The 15,852-nt window shown below is 42.4% G+C and carries 9 protein-coding genes; 7 read left to right on the plus strand and 2 right to left on the minus strand.

The window, feature by feature from the left end; translation table 11 throughout:
- The first annotated feature begins 35 nt into the window (after positions 1 to 35).
- From ESV85_RS17560 to ESV85_RS17570, 3 genes are all read left to right on the plus strand, one after another.
- Positions 36 to 986 (plus strand): ring-cleaving dioxygenase, encoded by a 951-nt coding sequence (locus tag ESV85_RS17560; RefSeq protein WP_146919910.1) that lies wholly within the window; start codon positions 36 to 38, stop codon positions 984 to 986.
- Positions 979 to 1,587 (plus strand): alpha/beta hydrolase, encoded by a 609-nt coding sequence (locus tag ESV85_RS17565; protein WP_146919912.1) that lies wholly within the window; start codon positions 979 to 981, stop codon positions 1,585 to 1,587. The genes ESV85_RS17560 and ESV85_RS17565 overlap by 8 nt, the downstream gene beginning before the upstream one ends.
- Before the next feature lie 232 nt (positions 1,588 to 1,819).
- On the plus strand, positions 1,820 to 3,016 hold the full coding sequence (locus tag ESV85_RS17570) for an ATP-binding protein (protein ID WP_146919914.1): 1,197 nt from the start codon (positions 1,820 to 1,822) through the stop codon (positions 3,014 to 3,016).
- Positions 3,017 to 3,357: 341 nt separating this feature from the next.
- On the opposite strand, the gene ESV85_RS17575 is transcribed toward ESV85_RS17570, so the two are convergent.
- Positions 3,358 to 6,387: an AAA family ATPase gene (locus ESV85_RS17575; RefSeq protein ID WP_146919916.1), complete on the minus strand. Its 3,030-nt coding sequence runs from the start codon at positions 6,385 to 6,387 to the stop codon at positions 3,358 to 3,360.
- The gene (locus tag ESV85_RS17580) at positions 6,384 to 7,613 is read right to left on the minus strand and encodes an exonuclease SbcCD subunit D (RefSeq protein ID WP_191322046.1); all 1,230 of its coding nucleotides are present in this window, start codon (positions 7,611 to 7,613) and stop codon (positions 6,384 to 6,386) included. Before ESV85_RS17580 ends, ESV85_RS17575 begins: the two co-directional genes overlap by 4 nt.
- A 231-nt stretch (positions 7,614 to 7,844) precedes the next feature.
- On the opposite strand from ESV85_RS17580, the gene ESV85_RS17585 reads away from it, so the two are divergent.
- The 4 genes from ESV85_RS17585 (at position 7,845) to ESV85_RS17600 (ending at position 15,777) form a co-directional block, all read left to right on the plus strand.
- Positions 7,845 to 8,393, plus strand: coding sequence for a septal ring lytic transglycosylase RlpA family protein (locus ESV85_RS17585; RefSeq protein WP_146919918.1), 549 nt, complete (start codon positions 7,845 to 7,847; stop codon positions 8,391 to 8,393).
- Between the two features lie 81 nt (positions 8,394 to 8,474).
- Entirely contained in the window at positions 8,475 to 9,545 is a 1,071-nt protein-coding gene (locus tag ESV85_RS17590; RefSeq protein WP_146919920.1) for an efflux RND transporter periplasmic adaptor subunit, read from the plus strand.
- A gap of 3 nt (positions 9,546 to 9,548) precedes the next feature.
- The gene (locus ESV85_RS17595) at positions 9,549 to 12,593 is read left to right on the plus strand and encodes an efflux RND transporter permease subunit (RefSeq protein ID WP_146919922.1); all 3,045 of its coding nucleotides are present in this window, start codon (positions 9,549 to 9,551) and stop codon (positions 12,591 to 12,593) included.
- 1 nt (position 12,594) lies between these two features.
- Positions 12,595 to 15,777, plus strand: a complete 3,183-nt coding sequence (locus tag ESV85_RS17600; RefSeq protein ID WP_146919924.1) for an efflux RND transporter permease subunit — start codon at positions 12,595 to 12,597, stop codon at positions 15,775 to 15,777.
- Positions 15,778 to 15,852: the final 75 nt, after the last annotated feature.

Consider the following 15,852-nt stretch of genomic DNA (forward strand, 5'->3'; position numbering starts at 1 on the left):
TCATGGCTTGCCTTTAAAAACTATCCTCAATAATCATGAAACCATTAATCACTGGAATCCATCATATCACTGCGATAGCTGGAAACCCTCAAGCAAATATTGATTTCTACACTGGAATCCTTGGACTGAGACTGGTGAAGAAGACAATTAATTTCGATGCACCTGGTGTTTATCATTTCTATTTTGGCGATGAATTGGGACGGCCAGGTACCGTATTTACCACCTTCCCATTTGCGGGTGCACGTAAGGGAGCTAAGGGAGCTGGTGAGGTTACTTATACGGCCTTCTCTGTTCCTTCTGGATCTTTGGATTATTGGATGGAGCGATTGAAAAAATATGGGATACCAGTCTCTGATATCCTGACAAGATTTGGTGATCAATTGATCAGATTCGAAGACCATGATAGTATGGGAATAGAATTGATTGCCAATGATCAGGATGACAGAGCGGGTTGGTCTTATGGCCAAGTGCCAATTGAGCATTCTATCAAAGGTTTCTATGGAGCAACTTTGAACCTACGAGCTAAGGACTTGACTGAGAAATTGCTTACTGAGCATATGGATTATCATTTCATTGGACAGGAAAATGGAAGATTTCGTTATGGCACAGCAGGTAAACCCGGAGATATTGTGGATATAGTCATTGATAAATCTGGAAATAGAGGTGTGCAAAGTGCAGGCACGGTGCACCATATCGCTTTCAGAACAGAGAATGCTGCTTCACAACTTCAAGTCCAGGAAATCTTGATGCGAAATGGATATCAGGTCACTGAGGTGAAAGATAGAAGCTACTTTACATCCATTTATTTCCGTGAGCCAGGAGGAGTCTTATTCGAAGTGGCTACGGATGAACCAGGGTTTGCCATAGATGAGGAAGAAGCACACTTGGGCGAGTTGATCAAATTGCCAGAATGGGCTGAGCCAAATCGTAAAAAACTAGAAGAGAGTTTAGCGCCTATAAAGTTAAATGTTGAAGAATATGACTAAGATAAAAATAGCAGGTTTACCCTTGTCTGAGGCAAAAAAAGCTGCAATTCTCATTCATGGAAGAGGTGCAAGTGCAGAGAGTATTCTTTCGCTTGCACAATACCTTAGCCTAGATGATTATGCGTTATTAGCACCAGAAGCCGATGGTGGCTCTTGGTATCCTTATAGCTTTATGGCTCCAGATGAGTCGAATCATTCGGCTTTAGCTAAATCCCTACAGGCTATCAAAGAAGTGTGGAAGCAAGTAATTGAAGCAGGCATTTCTCCGGAAAATGTGATGTTCATAGGCTTTTCTCAGGGAGCTTGTCTGAGTCTTGAATTTGCTGCGCAAAATGCCCAGAAGCTAGGAGGAGTTATTGCATTTACCGGAGGATTGATTGGTGAAAGGATCTTTGAAGAGAAGTATTCCGGAGATTTTGAAGGTACACCTGTCTTTATTGGAAGTAGTGAAAAAGACGTTCATGTACCACTTTCTAGAATAAAAGAATCAGAAACCCTACTGAGCAGGATGGGTGCAAAAGTGAAATTGTTAATATTCGAGGACTCAAATCATACCATCCGCAAGGAAGAGATTGATTGGGTAAATGGAAATATATTGTAAATAGGTTTTCTTACTTACGAAAATCCTCTGGCAGTTTGTCAGAGGATTTTTTTTGCTCAAAAAATAACGGCTTAAGAATCAATCTTGATTTTTAGGATAATTTTAAGTTGAAATGAATAAAAATTGTCTTAATAATTATTTTGTAACACATTGATAGTAAGATAAATATTAGGTGATATTATAATTTACTTAATATGTTGAGTAAATTTACTCAGGTTAAAGAGTAAATATTATGAGTTACCAGAGATCAGAGAAAAATCAAATACAAAAACGTCTTCATGATGAGCCTCGAATGTTCATCCAGGTGATCTATGGTCCACGCCAAGTAGGTAAGACTACGATGATTCGTCAGATCATGAAGGATATCAATTGGCCACATACGCTGGTGGCGGCTGATGCGGTACCAGCGACGGATAGGTTGTGGATAGCCCAGCAATGGGAAAATGCGCGCATTAAGCAAAGCACAACACCTGATGTGCCATATATTCTGGTGATCGATGAAGTTCAGAAAATCTATAATTGGAGCGAACAAGTCAAAGCCGAATGGGATAAGGATACTGCAGAGGAACGTGATATTCGTGTGGTGCTTTTAGGTTCGTCTCGACTGATGCTTCAGCAAGGATTGACAGAATCACTAGCTGGGAGGTTCGAGTCCACTTATCTAGGGCACTGGTCTTACAAAGAAATGAAAGATGCTTTCGGTCTTTCACCAGAAGAATTCATCTGGTATGGCGGATATCCAGGAGCGATTCTCCTCAAGGAAGATGAAGATCGCTGGAAGAATTATGTGCGGGATGCGCTCTTAGAGACCAGTATTTCGAAAGACATTCTTATGCTCACTCGAGTGGATAAACCAGCGCTGATGAAGCGACTCTTCGAGATTGGGTCATCCTACTCGGGGCAGGTTCTTAGCTTCACCAAGATTATGGGGCAGCTTGCTGATGCAGGCAATACCACTACGCTGGCTAACTACCTGGAGCTGTTGAATGAAGCCGGCTTGCTGAGTGGACTGGAGAAATACAGCCCCAATATAGTACGAAAGCGCTCTTCCAGTCCTAAGTTCATGGTGCACAATACAGCAATCATGTCAGGAGTATCCAATGAAACTATGGATACGCTTCAGGAGGATCATCGTGCATGGGGTCGCTGGGTCGAGTCAGCAGTAGGAGCACACTTGGTGAATCAAGCCTTCAAAGAGAGAAAGTTGCACATCTACTATTGGAGAGAAGGGAATGATGAGGTTGATTTCATAGTGGAGTACAAAAAGCGGATCATTGCTTTAGAAGTGAAGACTTCGAGAGTAGGCGGATTGACAGGTATGAATGCCTTCACTAATACCTATCATCCAGAAAAATCACTTGTCGTTGGTACGGACGGAATTCCCTGGGAAGAGTTCTTGCAGATGGATGTGCTAGATCTATATAGTTAAAAAGACAGTCATATGGCTGTCTTTTTTTGTTTAATTTTTTACCGCAAAGTCCACAGATATTTACACGGAGGACACAACTGAACAACTTCTCAGGAAGCTGGACTCAGACTATCTTTCCATCTAGGGTTGTGAAAGCTGATTTCATAAATGGTTTTAAGTAAATCTTTCACAATCCTTTGAGTTAAAAAGGCTTTGAACTGCCTATATATCACTCCATTTTAGTCCTGTTTTTCACTTAAAAATTATTTTGTAATTAGCTGATAATCAGTAAGTAGATGTACTTTTAAATATTTTACTCAATGTACTGAGTAATTTTACGCAGTACAGTAAGAAAAATATATCTAATAGGAATAACTCACCTGAGAGCCTCGCTCTGGATCGAGCTCTATATTCGCGAAGACGCCGATTTCCTGCTGTAGATCTTCCACATGACTGATGATCCCGACGATTCGGTTTTCATGTCGAAGTGACTTGAGGGTTTCAAAGACCACCCGAAGCGCATTCTTGTCCAAAGCTCCAAAGCCTTCATCCATAAAGAAGAAACTTTGATCTGCCTGGTTGAGTGCTTTTACTTTCTCAGCCAGTGCCAAAGCAAGACATAGCGATGCTTGGAAAGTCTGTCCGCCTGATAGTGTTTTAAGCAGACGCTTCTTACCTCCATTCAGGTAATCAATCACCCAGAAAGTATTATTGTCATCGATATCCAGACTTAGTTGATTTTTGCAGAGCTTCATAAAGCGCACATTGGCCGTGTTGCACAGTTCCTTGAGGTAAATGGAACTCACGAACTTCACAAAACCACTGCCTCGAAACATATTGTCCAGCTCTTTGAGATAGCTTTCTCTGATTTCAAGTTTTGCGAAGCCTGCCTGAAGAATCTTCTTTTCGGCTAGTTTGCTAGTTGTTTCTTGAATCTCTTTGTCGAGCAAAAGAACTTGTTTTTGAAAGGACTCAGCATTGATTTTTAAGTTTTCGAACGAGGAGGAAAGCTCCTGATATGCTTCTTCTTGAAAAGAAATCACCCCTTCTTCTGTTTCCAATTCCTGAATTCTATTTTCTGCGATGTCATGCTTACGGTCAAAGTCCGCAATATCCCGAGCTACTTTCTCCGCATCCAGTGAATGCTGGAATAAGTGGATTAATCGCTCCTCATCCATAAATCCATGCTGAATTTTGAGCGATTCAAAATCTGTCTTTAGCTTTTCTAGCTTTGTCGAACTCTGGTCACGAAGCTGCGTGAAATTGATCAGATCAGCTAAGTTCTTATCAGTCACACTGCGTTTTTCCCGTAGGTGCTTTTGTTTTCCCTCGAGTGCTTGAAGTGCTTCCTCAATGTCTTTTTCGACCTTGTCTATAGCTGATTGGATTTGAGTAGTTTCTCTAGCAAAAAACTGCTTGCAGAAAGCCATGTCTCTGATTTCTTCTTTTTTGGAGGAAATATTGGACTGGACAGATTGCAGCTTTAATTGCGCTTGTTGCAATTCTTTTTCGGATTGATCAATTATGATTCGCTCAGAATCCCAGTTTTTACGAAGTGACTTTACTTCTTGAAGCAGTTTTTCTCGAGTTTGAGAACTGTGCTCTATAGACTGGATTTTTGCCACTAAATCCTCATGCCGCTCTATTCCACTTTCCGCTAGGCTGGATTTAATCGAGCCGAAATTTTGCTTTGCTTCTTGTAATTCAATGCTTTTGGCACCTGCGCTTTTTTTATGATTTTCTAGATGAAAGGCGAATTCACTATGCCTGGATTTAGACGATTGAATCTGATCGAGTAGCAATTTGGCTTCCTGTATTTGAAGACCTTTTTGCTCCAAGTTATTTTCCGCATCACCTTCAAGCGGATTCGGATGTTCTAGCGCTCCGCAAAGTGGACATGCCTCTCCATTGTGAAGCAAATGGACATGGGCAGCAAGTCCTTGTTTTTGCATCAAGAGATCGCGATGTTTCTCCAGTTCTTGAATGATTGTTTTCTGAGAAGTTATCCAGGTTTCAAATGAACTTTCATTAGCAGGGATAGCGATGTTGAGCGCTTCAATTTTCCCATTGACTGATTCAATTTCCTGAGTTATTTCATTTGATTCCAATTGAATTTTACTCAATTGATTTTCTGCCTGCTTCCAGTCTTTTGCCGAACTCATCAAATTGGCTAAAACCGAGCTGTCCGCTGTGCTGATTTTGTCAGCTTCGCTTTCTAACTCAGCGATTTTTGTTTCTAGTGTCTTCTGAGTTTGTTTTTTGCTTTCTATAGTTGGTTTCAAATTGAGCAGCGTAGCATTCGCCTGCTCGCGCTGAGTTTCTAGTGTTTGAATTTCAATGACTTTTTTCAAGTCCCGGATTTTGCCTTCGCGCTGTGGCCTTTCCTTGTTTTTTGCTTTTAGATCGGCTTCCTGTTCTTCAAGTTCCGCTACTTCTTTGGCAAACTCAATTTTGAAACGTTCACAATCGATCACGCTTACTTTATACTTTTCTAAATCCGCGCTGGTATCACGAATCTGCTCCCAAACTGGTCGGAGGTAGGTTTTAGCTTTGATGAATTCGGAATGTAACTGACGCTGCTTTTCTATTTCTGAGCGTTGAAGATTCAGACTTTCTCTCTCTGTTCTGAACTTTAGTAATTGCTGGTTTTTAGCTCGCAGGTTTTCTTGGAGTCGAATTTCTGTTTCTGCACTTTTTAGCTTTTGAGAAGCATCGGCAGCCTGAGTTTGTATTTCAGTGAATTGACTCTGTTTTTCGACAAGAATTTCTTCCGAGTAATCCTCCAAACCTTGCAATTGAGTTTCGAGACGGATCTTCTGCTCTTTTACAGCTTTCAGAAGAATCCCTATTTTAAATGAAAGATCAAATCGCTCCAAACCAAAAAGCTCCTTCATCATCTTCGCCTGATCTATGGGCTTTTGATCTATGAATTCACGGAATTTCCCCTGTGGAATAATCACTGTCTGTTTGAAGTGTTCCTTTTTCATCCCTACTATCTCCTCTGCTCTTGCTGCGATAGGCTCCCAGTTCCCGTCTACTTTTTCATAGAAAGTGTGCTCTGCAGGCTTGATGTCATCAAAATTCTTCGGATTTCTCTTTGCAGAATAACGAGCCAAATAGGTTTTAGCATTGTTTCTGCCTGAGCTGAATTCGAAATTCAAAAGCAGTAGATCGCTCTGTAGATTGACCATGCTATTCTTTTCTCCCCGATCAGAAAGTCGCTCAGTGCTGCCATAAAGGGCTAAAAGGACTGCTTCCAGAATGGAAGATTTTCCGCTTCCTACTGCGCCAAAAATCCCAAATAATCCAGCCGCTGTGAGCTTATCAAATTCTATGGTTTGCTTCTCTTTGTAGGAATACAATCCCTGAATGTCAAGTTTGATAGGAATCATGCTTGGTCGTTTTGGCTGAGGACTTCTTTGAAGATGGTGAGTAATTCCTCGTTTGGTTGCTGACCCTTGTCACTTTCGTAGAACAGCTTGAATAGACTTTCCATGTCTTTTCCCAGATCTTCCACCTTCAAACTTTGATTCTCTCTGCCCAAAGGGTTTTTGATCTGCGGAATCAAATTCACGATACCATCATGCGCTTTCATAATTGCTTTCCGAGTTGCGGCTTCGATAGAGCTTTCGGTTACGTAGGTCAATTCCACAAAACAGTAAGGATTCTCTTCTAGCCAAGCCAGTGTTTCTGGAAGATTATCGAATGTTTTACGATACAGCGGTCTTCCTTCTTTTAACCCGACTGGTGTATAAGTAACAGGTTTTCCCGGTTCTGCTTCTATGATCACTACTTGCTTTTGCTGATCTGCTTCGCTGAAGGAGTAGGCGAGGGGAGAACTGGAATATACCACAGGGCAGTGTTCGTGTCCCACGGCATGATAGCGATGTAAATGTCCCAAAGCAGCATATTGAATTTGCGCTGGGATATTTCTAGTGTATAGTGCTTGAGTTCCACCCACGTGGAGAATTGGTCGCTCAGATTCTGGTTCCGCTTCGGGCTTATCTCCTTCTTTCATAAAGAAAAAGTGTCCTGCAAAGAGGTTTACCCCTTGCTCATCGCAATACTGATCTGCTATTCTAGTCCAATTTGCTCCCATCAGATTGCGGAATTCCTCCTCACGATCTCCTTCGCCCAGATAGGTTTTCATAGAAACCTCATTGGCATAAGGGGCTAGAATGATTCGAATTGGAAAATCAATTTCAGGTAGTTTCATTTCCACAAAACCTTCTGCAGCTTTTATGATTTCTATACCATTATCAAGCTTTCCAGTTGGGATGACAGTATCATATTTTCCATAGAAAAAAATACCCATCTCTCGAGCCAGTGGATCTGGAGCTTCGACAAACTGAGTGCTATCATGATTTCCTGAGATGGCGATAATCGGTCGTTTTCCACCATTCGTCAATCTGCGGAGTGATTTGTAAAGCAATTCTACTGCTTCGTGACTGGGGTTGAAGGTGTCAAAGATATCTCCAGCTAGTAGGATTAAATCTACGTTTTCCTGATCAGCGATGGTTCTGATTTCTTCTAAAACAAGTTTTTGCTCCTCCAGCCTGGAGTATTCCTGTAGTCTTTTTCCCAAATGCCAATCTGCAGTGTGGAGGATTTTGATCATGCTTTTCATCAAAAAAGAATTAGTAAGTATATCTGAAATGGAACTAGTAAAAGACAAAAAGTGGCGTCATAGATGTTTAACACTAATATTGTCGCTACTTCGGTCACCCGTCTTCGGTCTTCCGTCTGGTAAATCAAAGAAATGATGGTTAATGGCACCATTTCGGATAATTATATAAGTGATTAACTAAGTTACTTCAGTGGTAGACTTGCTGCAAGCCATTTGATATAAATGACATTAATTGGCATCTTTATTGGAATGGCAGGCGATAATTCATATCACCCTATGTGGAATTGGTTTCTTATTTTAGTTGCGGCACTCATACCAGAGTATACTCAGCCTGAGATGGCTGTAGATGCTTTGCTAATTCAGGAAGGTACGGCCAGTTTTTATGGTCGCAGATTTCATTTGAAAAAGACATCCAATGGGGAGATTTTTCACATGGACAGCTTAACTGCTGCGCACAAGACTTTACCTTTTGATACTAGAATCAAAGTGACAAGACCAGATACAGGCGAATTTGTCTGGGTCAGGATCAACGATAGACTTCCAAAAACTTCCAGGCGTATTATTGATTTGTCTAGAGCCGCGGGCACCCAATTAGGTTTGCTCGATGATGGAATTGCTAAAGTGCGTATTGAGGTGGCAACTATTGAAGAGATCGATAGGCTTATAGAATACTTTGGAGATAATCCACCACCTACCATGCGCTTACGTCCTGTGGATGATGCTATTAATCCTCCTTTTGTGAAAATTGATAAGTCAATTCCTGTTTTTTAGAATCATTAACGTCCTTTCTACAATAAAGACTTTGAGATTGAATAATTAGTTAGTTTCTTAATACCTGAAACTACTATTTAAATGAAAAACTCAACTCTCATACTTTTCGGTTTTTTAATAGTCCTATTTTCTGCATGCAAAGAAGATAAGGAAAAGGTCGAAGAAGCTCCTACAGAATCATTTCGAAACGAAGTTGGCGCCACAGAAGTGAATATCGCAACTGCAGAGCGTAAAAGCTTTGATTATTTGATTCAAGCCCCAGGTAAACTTGAAGCTGGCGCTGAAGTTCTAGCCGTGATAGAACAGGCTGGCTATCTCCTTGAAGTAAATGTCCGGGAAGGGCAGTTCGTCAAGAAAGGAGATGTTATCGCCAAGTTGGATCCTACTGAGCCGGAGTTTAGGCTTGAAAAAGCTAAAATCTCCCTTCGAAATGCTAACGCAGTATATGAATCTGACAAGTTGGGTTTTGAGACCCTATTTGCTTCTGATAATACCGAGCAAAAAGAAGTTGTGGATGAGCAACTTAAAGCAAAGTCTGGTGTGTTCCTTGCCCAAGTAGAACTGAGGGAAGCGCAAATGAGCTTTGATAGAAGTATAGTCAAAGCTCCAATTTCTGGTCAGGTAGCCGATCTGAAATATAAAGCTGGAAGCTTAGTCGGTTCCAATGAGGTTCTTTGTCAAATCTTGGGAACCAGCCAGTTTATCCTCAAAGTAAAAGTGTTGGAATCTGACATTAGCCTTATTTCCATCAATCAAAAAGCAGAAGTTTATCCGATTTCAAATACCCAAACAGCATTAGAGGGAAGAGTAACTGGTATCAATCCTAAAGTAGATGAGAGCGGCCTAGTGCAGGTTTCCATTACGTTGGCTGCAAATAAAAATCTCCTACCGGGAATGAATGCCCGTGCAATTATCCGAGCTCCGCAAAATAACAGTCTAGTAGTTCCCAAGGATGCCCTGGTCTATAGATCTGGTCGCGCAGTAGTCTTTACCATAGAAAATAAAGAGTCCAAATGGAACTACGTGGAGGTGGGCAAAGACAATGGGGAGGAAGTGGAGATTCTTGATGGAATTGAAGAAAATAGTACGGTAATCACTACCAATAACCTTCAACTTGCGCATCAGGCTCCAGTTCAAATTATAAAAGAATAAGCCATGGTTAGATTTTTACTGGCCCGGCCGATTGCAGTTTTTATGACTTTTATGGCGCTGATGGTTTTTGCCTTCATCGTCTTACGTACACTGCCAATTTCGCTTTTGCCTCCGATTGATGTACCGCAGATAGTGGTGAAGGTCAGTTATCCAAATGCCTCTCCGGAAGCTATAGAGCAAAATGTGTTAAGTCCAATCCGTGAGGGATTGATCACCTTGAATGGTTTGGAAGAAATGGATTCCAAAGCAGGTTCTGAAGTAGGTACAATCCGATTGACCTTCGACTATAGTACCAAGATGGAGTTGGCCTATATCGATGTCAATGAGAAAATTGATCGCTTGACAAATGGTCTTCCCGAAGATCTTGGACGCCCGGAAGTAATCCGAATCAACACCTCTGATATTCCAGTTGCCCGAGTACAGGTGGTGCCAAAAGAAGGAGCGGACGAAGTGGAGGTAAGTCTCCTAGCAGAGAATGTTCTGAAGAAAAGAATTGAACAGCTGCCAGGAGTATCTCTGGTGGATATCAATGGCAAAAAAGAGCGAATTATCACCGCAAAGCCAAATGAGGAAGCTTTGGCAGCACTGGGAATGACGCAGCAAAACGTGATCTCCGCCATTCAATCAGGTAACAGAGAGCTTGGTGGGATATCCGTAAAAGACGGTCAATTCCGCTACTACCTTCGCTTAGCTACGCGAGTTGACACGCCCAAGGATATTGAGAGTTTGCCAGTAGCAGCTCCTTCAGGAGTAATCATTCCATTGGGGAAACTTGCTGAGGTGAGTTATGAGACCCAAGAGACGCTTGGTTACCATCTTTTCGGAACGCAAGAAAGTTTGGTCATTACGGTACACAAGCAGGCTTCCGCCAAAATGAATGAGCTGATTCCTGAGCTGAAAAAATCACTGGAATTGTTCAAGGAGGATTACCCACTCGTAGAATTTGAACTGACTCAAGATCAATCAAATTTGCTGAATGCTGCGATTTCCAATTTGGAAACGTCCTTACTTTTCGGAGGTATTTTCGCTTTCGCAGTTCTCTTTCTCTTTATGAAAGATTACAGACTTCCGCTGATTATAGGGTTGAGTTTACCATCTTCCTTGCTGATCTCTTTCTTGATTTTCTACTTTTTTGATCTTTCTATCAATATCATTTCTCTTTCAGGTCTAGCTCTCGGAATCGGGATGCTGATCGATAATGCGATCATCGTCTTGGACAATATCACCCGAAAGCGTGAGAGCGGTTTGCCTCTTTTCGAAGCATGCGTTGAAGGTGTAGACGAAGTGATGGGAGCGCTTGTCAGTTCCGTACTTACTACGCTGGCGGTATTTGTGCCGCTGGTCTTTCTGAGTGGGATTTCTGGAGCGCTGTTTTTTGATCAGGCCGTGGCCGTGACAGCGATTCTGTCGGTTTCCCTTGCAGTGGCATTTATTCTGCTTCCTATGCTTTATTACTTGATGTTTTCGCGGAGCAAAAAAGCCTTCGATGACGGTGAAGGAGCATTTTTCAGCAAGATTTTAGGAATGTATGAATTTGGCTACCGCAAAGTTACCGGGAATAGAAAAATGGCTATGCTGGTGTTTTTGCTACTGATTCCGCTTGGTTTGGGAATTAGTCAGTTGCTGGAAACAACTGGATTACCAGAGATCGAAAAGCTGGATGCTACGCTGGATGTGGATTGGAGCGAACCGATTTCCGCAGCTGAAAACAGAGACCGCGTAGTAACCTTATTGAAAAGCCTGGAGGGAAGTTACTCCCAGGCGGAAGCGGATGTTGGGGTGAAGCAATTTTTGCTTTTCGATGGGGAGAATTCCATACAGCAATCCTTGCTTTATTTCCTTTTCCCTACGGTGGAGGAAAAAGAATCCGCTATCAAGGAATTGGAAGCAAATCTAAAGACGAATTACCCGGAAGCGTCTTTTACCCTTGGCGATGCGCCAAATGCTTTTGATCAGTTATTCAGTTCCAATATGCCGTTTTACGAAGTGAGATGGAAAGATCTGGGAGCAAAAGAGCCAGTTCCAGAGGAAAAGATGGATCCTTGGCTCAGTCAGTTTCCAACTCAGGAATGGGAGCGTGGCCCGGGATTGCAGAAGGAAGCTTCTGTGGTCTTTACTCTTCATGCGGATAAAATGGCAACGTATCAAATTCCTGTGAGTAGCATTCAAGATCGGATTGCGATGCTTTTTGGAAGCTATACGATCACGGATATCAGGCGATTTGGAGAAATCACTCCGATTCGACTGAAAGAGCCAAATGCTCGATTTGAAGATATTCTACGGAATACCAGAATAATAGCTTCGGATACGACTTCTTACATGCTAGGTGAATTTGTAGAGTATAACTACGAAGATCACTACAAATATGTGACCGCTGACAAGGGCGGGATTTATCAGTCGCTCAATGTGACGTCTGAGAATCCAGATGAGAATGCCAGTGAATATCTTCGCTGGGGTCAGGAGAAAAACCTGGGAGTGACGGTGGTAGGTCAGTTCTTTAAAGACAAGGAAAATATCCGTCAGCTCATAGGGATCTTGTTGATTTCAGTTTTGCTGCTTTATTTTATTTTGGCTGCGCAATTTGAGAGTTTTATTCAGCCGTTGATTGTGGTATTCACACTTCCGCTGGGAATCGGAGGTGCATTTTTGGTGCTGTTTCTTTTCGGAGCTTCGCTGAATGTAATGTCTGCGATCGGTCTGGTGGTGATGCTGGGAATCATGGTGAATGATGCGATTTTGAAGATCGACACGATCAATCGTCTTCGTCTCACTTATGTAGAGTCAGACACGATTTCGGCTGCTGAAGCGCTGGAAATGGCACTTCACAAAGCTGGGCAGATTCGCCTTAAGCCGATTTTAATGACTTCGATAACCACGATTTTGGCATTGATACCGATCGTGTTTAGTAGTGGTTTGGGAGCCGATTTGCAGCGGCCTTTGGTGTTTGCAGTGATCGGAGGTTTGACGATAGGTACGATCACAGCCTTGTATTTTGTTCCTCTGGCTTACTGGTTTACTGTTTCTAAAAAATCATTGAAAGCGACTTGATATGACTCCATTCAGAATTCTGATAGTCTTTGTCGTCGTGTCAATCCTTGGATTGGCGGTGATTCCTATGCTTTCTGTGGATTTGAATCCGAAGGAAAGGGCACCAATTTTATCAATCTCATTTGGGATAAGCAATGCTTCTCCAGAAATCGTGGAGAAACTGGCTACCTCACCTTTAGAGGGGGCTTTTTCCAGACTGAGTGAGCTTAAAGAAATCAAATCAACTTCCAATTATAATGGTGGGTATATCACGCTGACTTTCGATAAGAAGTCGGATATGGAGATGAAGAAGTTTGAAATCTCTTCTATGATTCGACAGGTTTATCCCCAGATGGATTCTAGGGTAAGTTATCCCACAGTTGCACAATCATCACAGGAGAGGTCAGACGATAAAACGCCGATTTTGACCTATAGTGTAAATGGTCCATTTGCTTCTTTTGAAATCAAGAAAATAGCGGAAGATATCCTGAAGCCAGCATTGACCCGCTTCGAAGAAGTGGAGGACGTGCGAGTGCTCGGGGCAAATGATCTGCAGCTATTCGTGACCTATGATATCCAAAAGATGCAAGCTTTTGGCGTTACTAAAAATCAATTGGATGGTAGCATCCGAAGTGCATTTGGATTGACATTTCCAGGCGCTGTGATGAACAATCAGGGCAAGACGCTTTTCGTACAAGTGGATCGCTCGCTCAAGGAGAAGGATCAACTGGAGAACTTGGTCGTAAGCGAAATGGATGGTATGGAAATCCGGCTACGTGATGTGGCTAGCTTGACTTTGGAAGAAGCGGAACCTACCAGATACTATAGAATCAACGGCAATAACTCAGTAACACTTACCATCTACAACCGAGATGGAGTAAATAAGGTCTTGCTGGCGCAAAATCTAAAGCTTGCCATCAAAAATGCAGGAGAATTGCTTCCTGCTGGTTTTGAAGTTCGATTGGAGAATGACGACACCGAGTTTTTAGAAAAAGAACTGAATAAAATCTACAAGAGGTCCGGACTATCGATCTTGATTTTGGTGGTTTTTATATTTCTAATCAATAGAAATATTAAGTACCTGAGTATTCTCTTTTTGGGGATTGTGGCAAATCTAAGCCTTTGCGCCATCGTGCTGTATTTCCTCAAGGTTGATATTCACCTCTATTCCCTGGCGGGATTGACAATTAGTTTTGGCTTGATCGTGGACAATGCGATCATTATGATCGATCACCTGCACAAGCACAAAAACCGTCGGGTTTTCTTGGCACTTTTGGCAGCCTCGCTCACGACCATTGCGGCACTGATGATCGTCTTTTTCCTACCTGAAGAAGAACGAAAAAATCTGTCCGAATTCTCTATTGTCGTTTCGGTGATGCTGGGAATTTCGCTGTTGATTGCCTTAGTTTTTACTCCGGCTTTCTATCAGGTGATGTTCAAAGAATCGGTGAATCAAGGGCGGAAGTTGACCATTCCTAAATTGCGGAAGCGGGTCAAAGCCTTACGAAACTACGAAAGAGGGATAGACTGGACAGCGAAATACCGGAAGACATTTCTTGTGTTTTTGATTTTGCTTTTTGGACTGCCGATATTTTTCCTCCCGGCCAAATGGGAAGATCAGGAATGGTACAATAAAACCGTGGGAAACACCTTCTATCAGGAGGAAATCAGGCCATATGTAGATAAAGCACTGGGTGGATCCATGCGCATGTTTGTGCGTGGTGTGTATGAAAAAAGTGGTTATCGAGAGGCTGCAAAGACTAGACTCTATGTCACTTGCCGATTGCCTTTTGGGAATACGCTGGAGCAAATGGACTTTATCATGCGGGAGTTTGAGTCCTATCTACAGGATGTGGAAGGGATCGATCAATTTGTGACTTCGGTGTACTCTGGGCAAAGTGCTAGGATAGAAATTACCTTCAAGGAAGCCTATGAAAGAGGTGCTTTGCCATACCAGTTGAAGGGGAAACTTTCTGTGAAATCTACGGATTGGTCTGGAGCACAGTGGAATGTGTATGGAGTGGGCCAAGGGTTTTATACAGGAGGTTCCAGCGATCAGATACCAAGCTACCGGGTGAAAATGAAGGGCTACAATTTTGATGAATTGGAGCGGCAGGCAAATGTGTTGGCGGATAAACTTTTGGCGCATAAGCGGATTCAGGAAGTGAAAACTAATGAGCGTAACTACGGCGAGCAGAAGACTGAAGAATTTGTGCTTCGTCTCGATCAGAGCAAAATGGCATTAGGCCAGACTAACCAATTCGAAGTTCTTACCGCTTTGCAGGATATGTCCAAGCCTCAGAGTACTTCGACTATTTTGACCTTGGAGAATCAAAACTATGGTCTCATGGTACGTGAGCGTAAGTCTGGTGATTTTAGCAAGTTTGATCTGGAGCAAAAAGGGTTGATCGGTGGAGAAAACAGAGTTTTCAAAATCTCCGATTATGGCACCTTGACAAAGGAGACTACGACCAATTCCCTTAACAAGGAAGATCGACAGTACATCCGAATTGTAGCTTTTGAATACATGGGTTCTGGGAAATTTGGGAATGAATACCTCGAAGAAGTACTAGCTGAGATGAAGCAGATTATGCCGATTGGCTATGAAGCCAAGAAGGACTCGTATTATTGGAACTATGATCAACAGAAGCGTCAGTATTCTTTGCTAGGTCTGTTGATCGTTGGGATTTTTATGATCTGTGCAGTTCTCTTTGAGAATCTGAAGCAGCCGGTATACATCATTGTGATCATCCCGATTAGTTTTATTGGCCTGTTTTTGATCTTTTCACTATTCGATTTTTACTTTGATCAGGGCGGTTATGCAGCCTTTGTGATGCTGGGAGGTTTGGCAGTGAATGCCGGGATATTCATCGTCAATGATTTGAATAATAGAATTCAGGGGCTTTACAATAGAAATGTGTTGAAGTCCGTAGCAGGCAAAGCCATTCCAATTTTGCTTACGATTATGTCCACCTGTTTTGGCTTGATTCCATTTATCATGGAAGGTCAAAACGAGATTTTCTGGTTCTCACTGGCGATAGGTACGATTGGCGGATTGGTATTCAGTATGATTGGGGTGTTTTGGGTGCTGCCTGTGTTGTTATGGAAGAAAGGCGCTGTTGAAAGTACATTGTCTCCCGCCAAGGCGCAGAGGCGCAAATGGTTTTTCTCGCGGCGGCGCGGCGACGCAACGGAAGTGGGATAACCTTTAAACTGTTATCCAGAGCGAAGTTGAAGGGCCTCTTCGAAGGTTTTGTAGGAAGGTAAGAATCTCCCGCTT

It is taken from the genome of Algoriphagus aquimarinus (assembly GCF_007997215.1).
GTDB classification, from domain to species: domain Bacteria; phylum Bacteroidota; class Bacteroidia; order Cytophagales; family Cyclobacteriaceae; genus Algoriphagus; species Algoriphagus aquimarinus_A.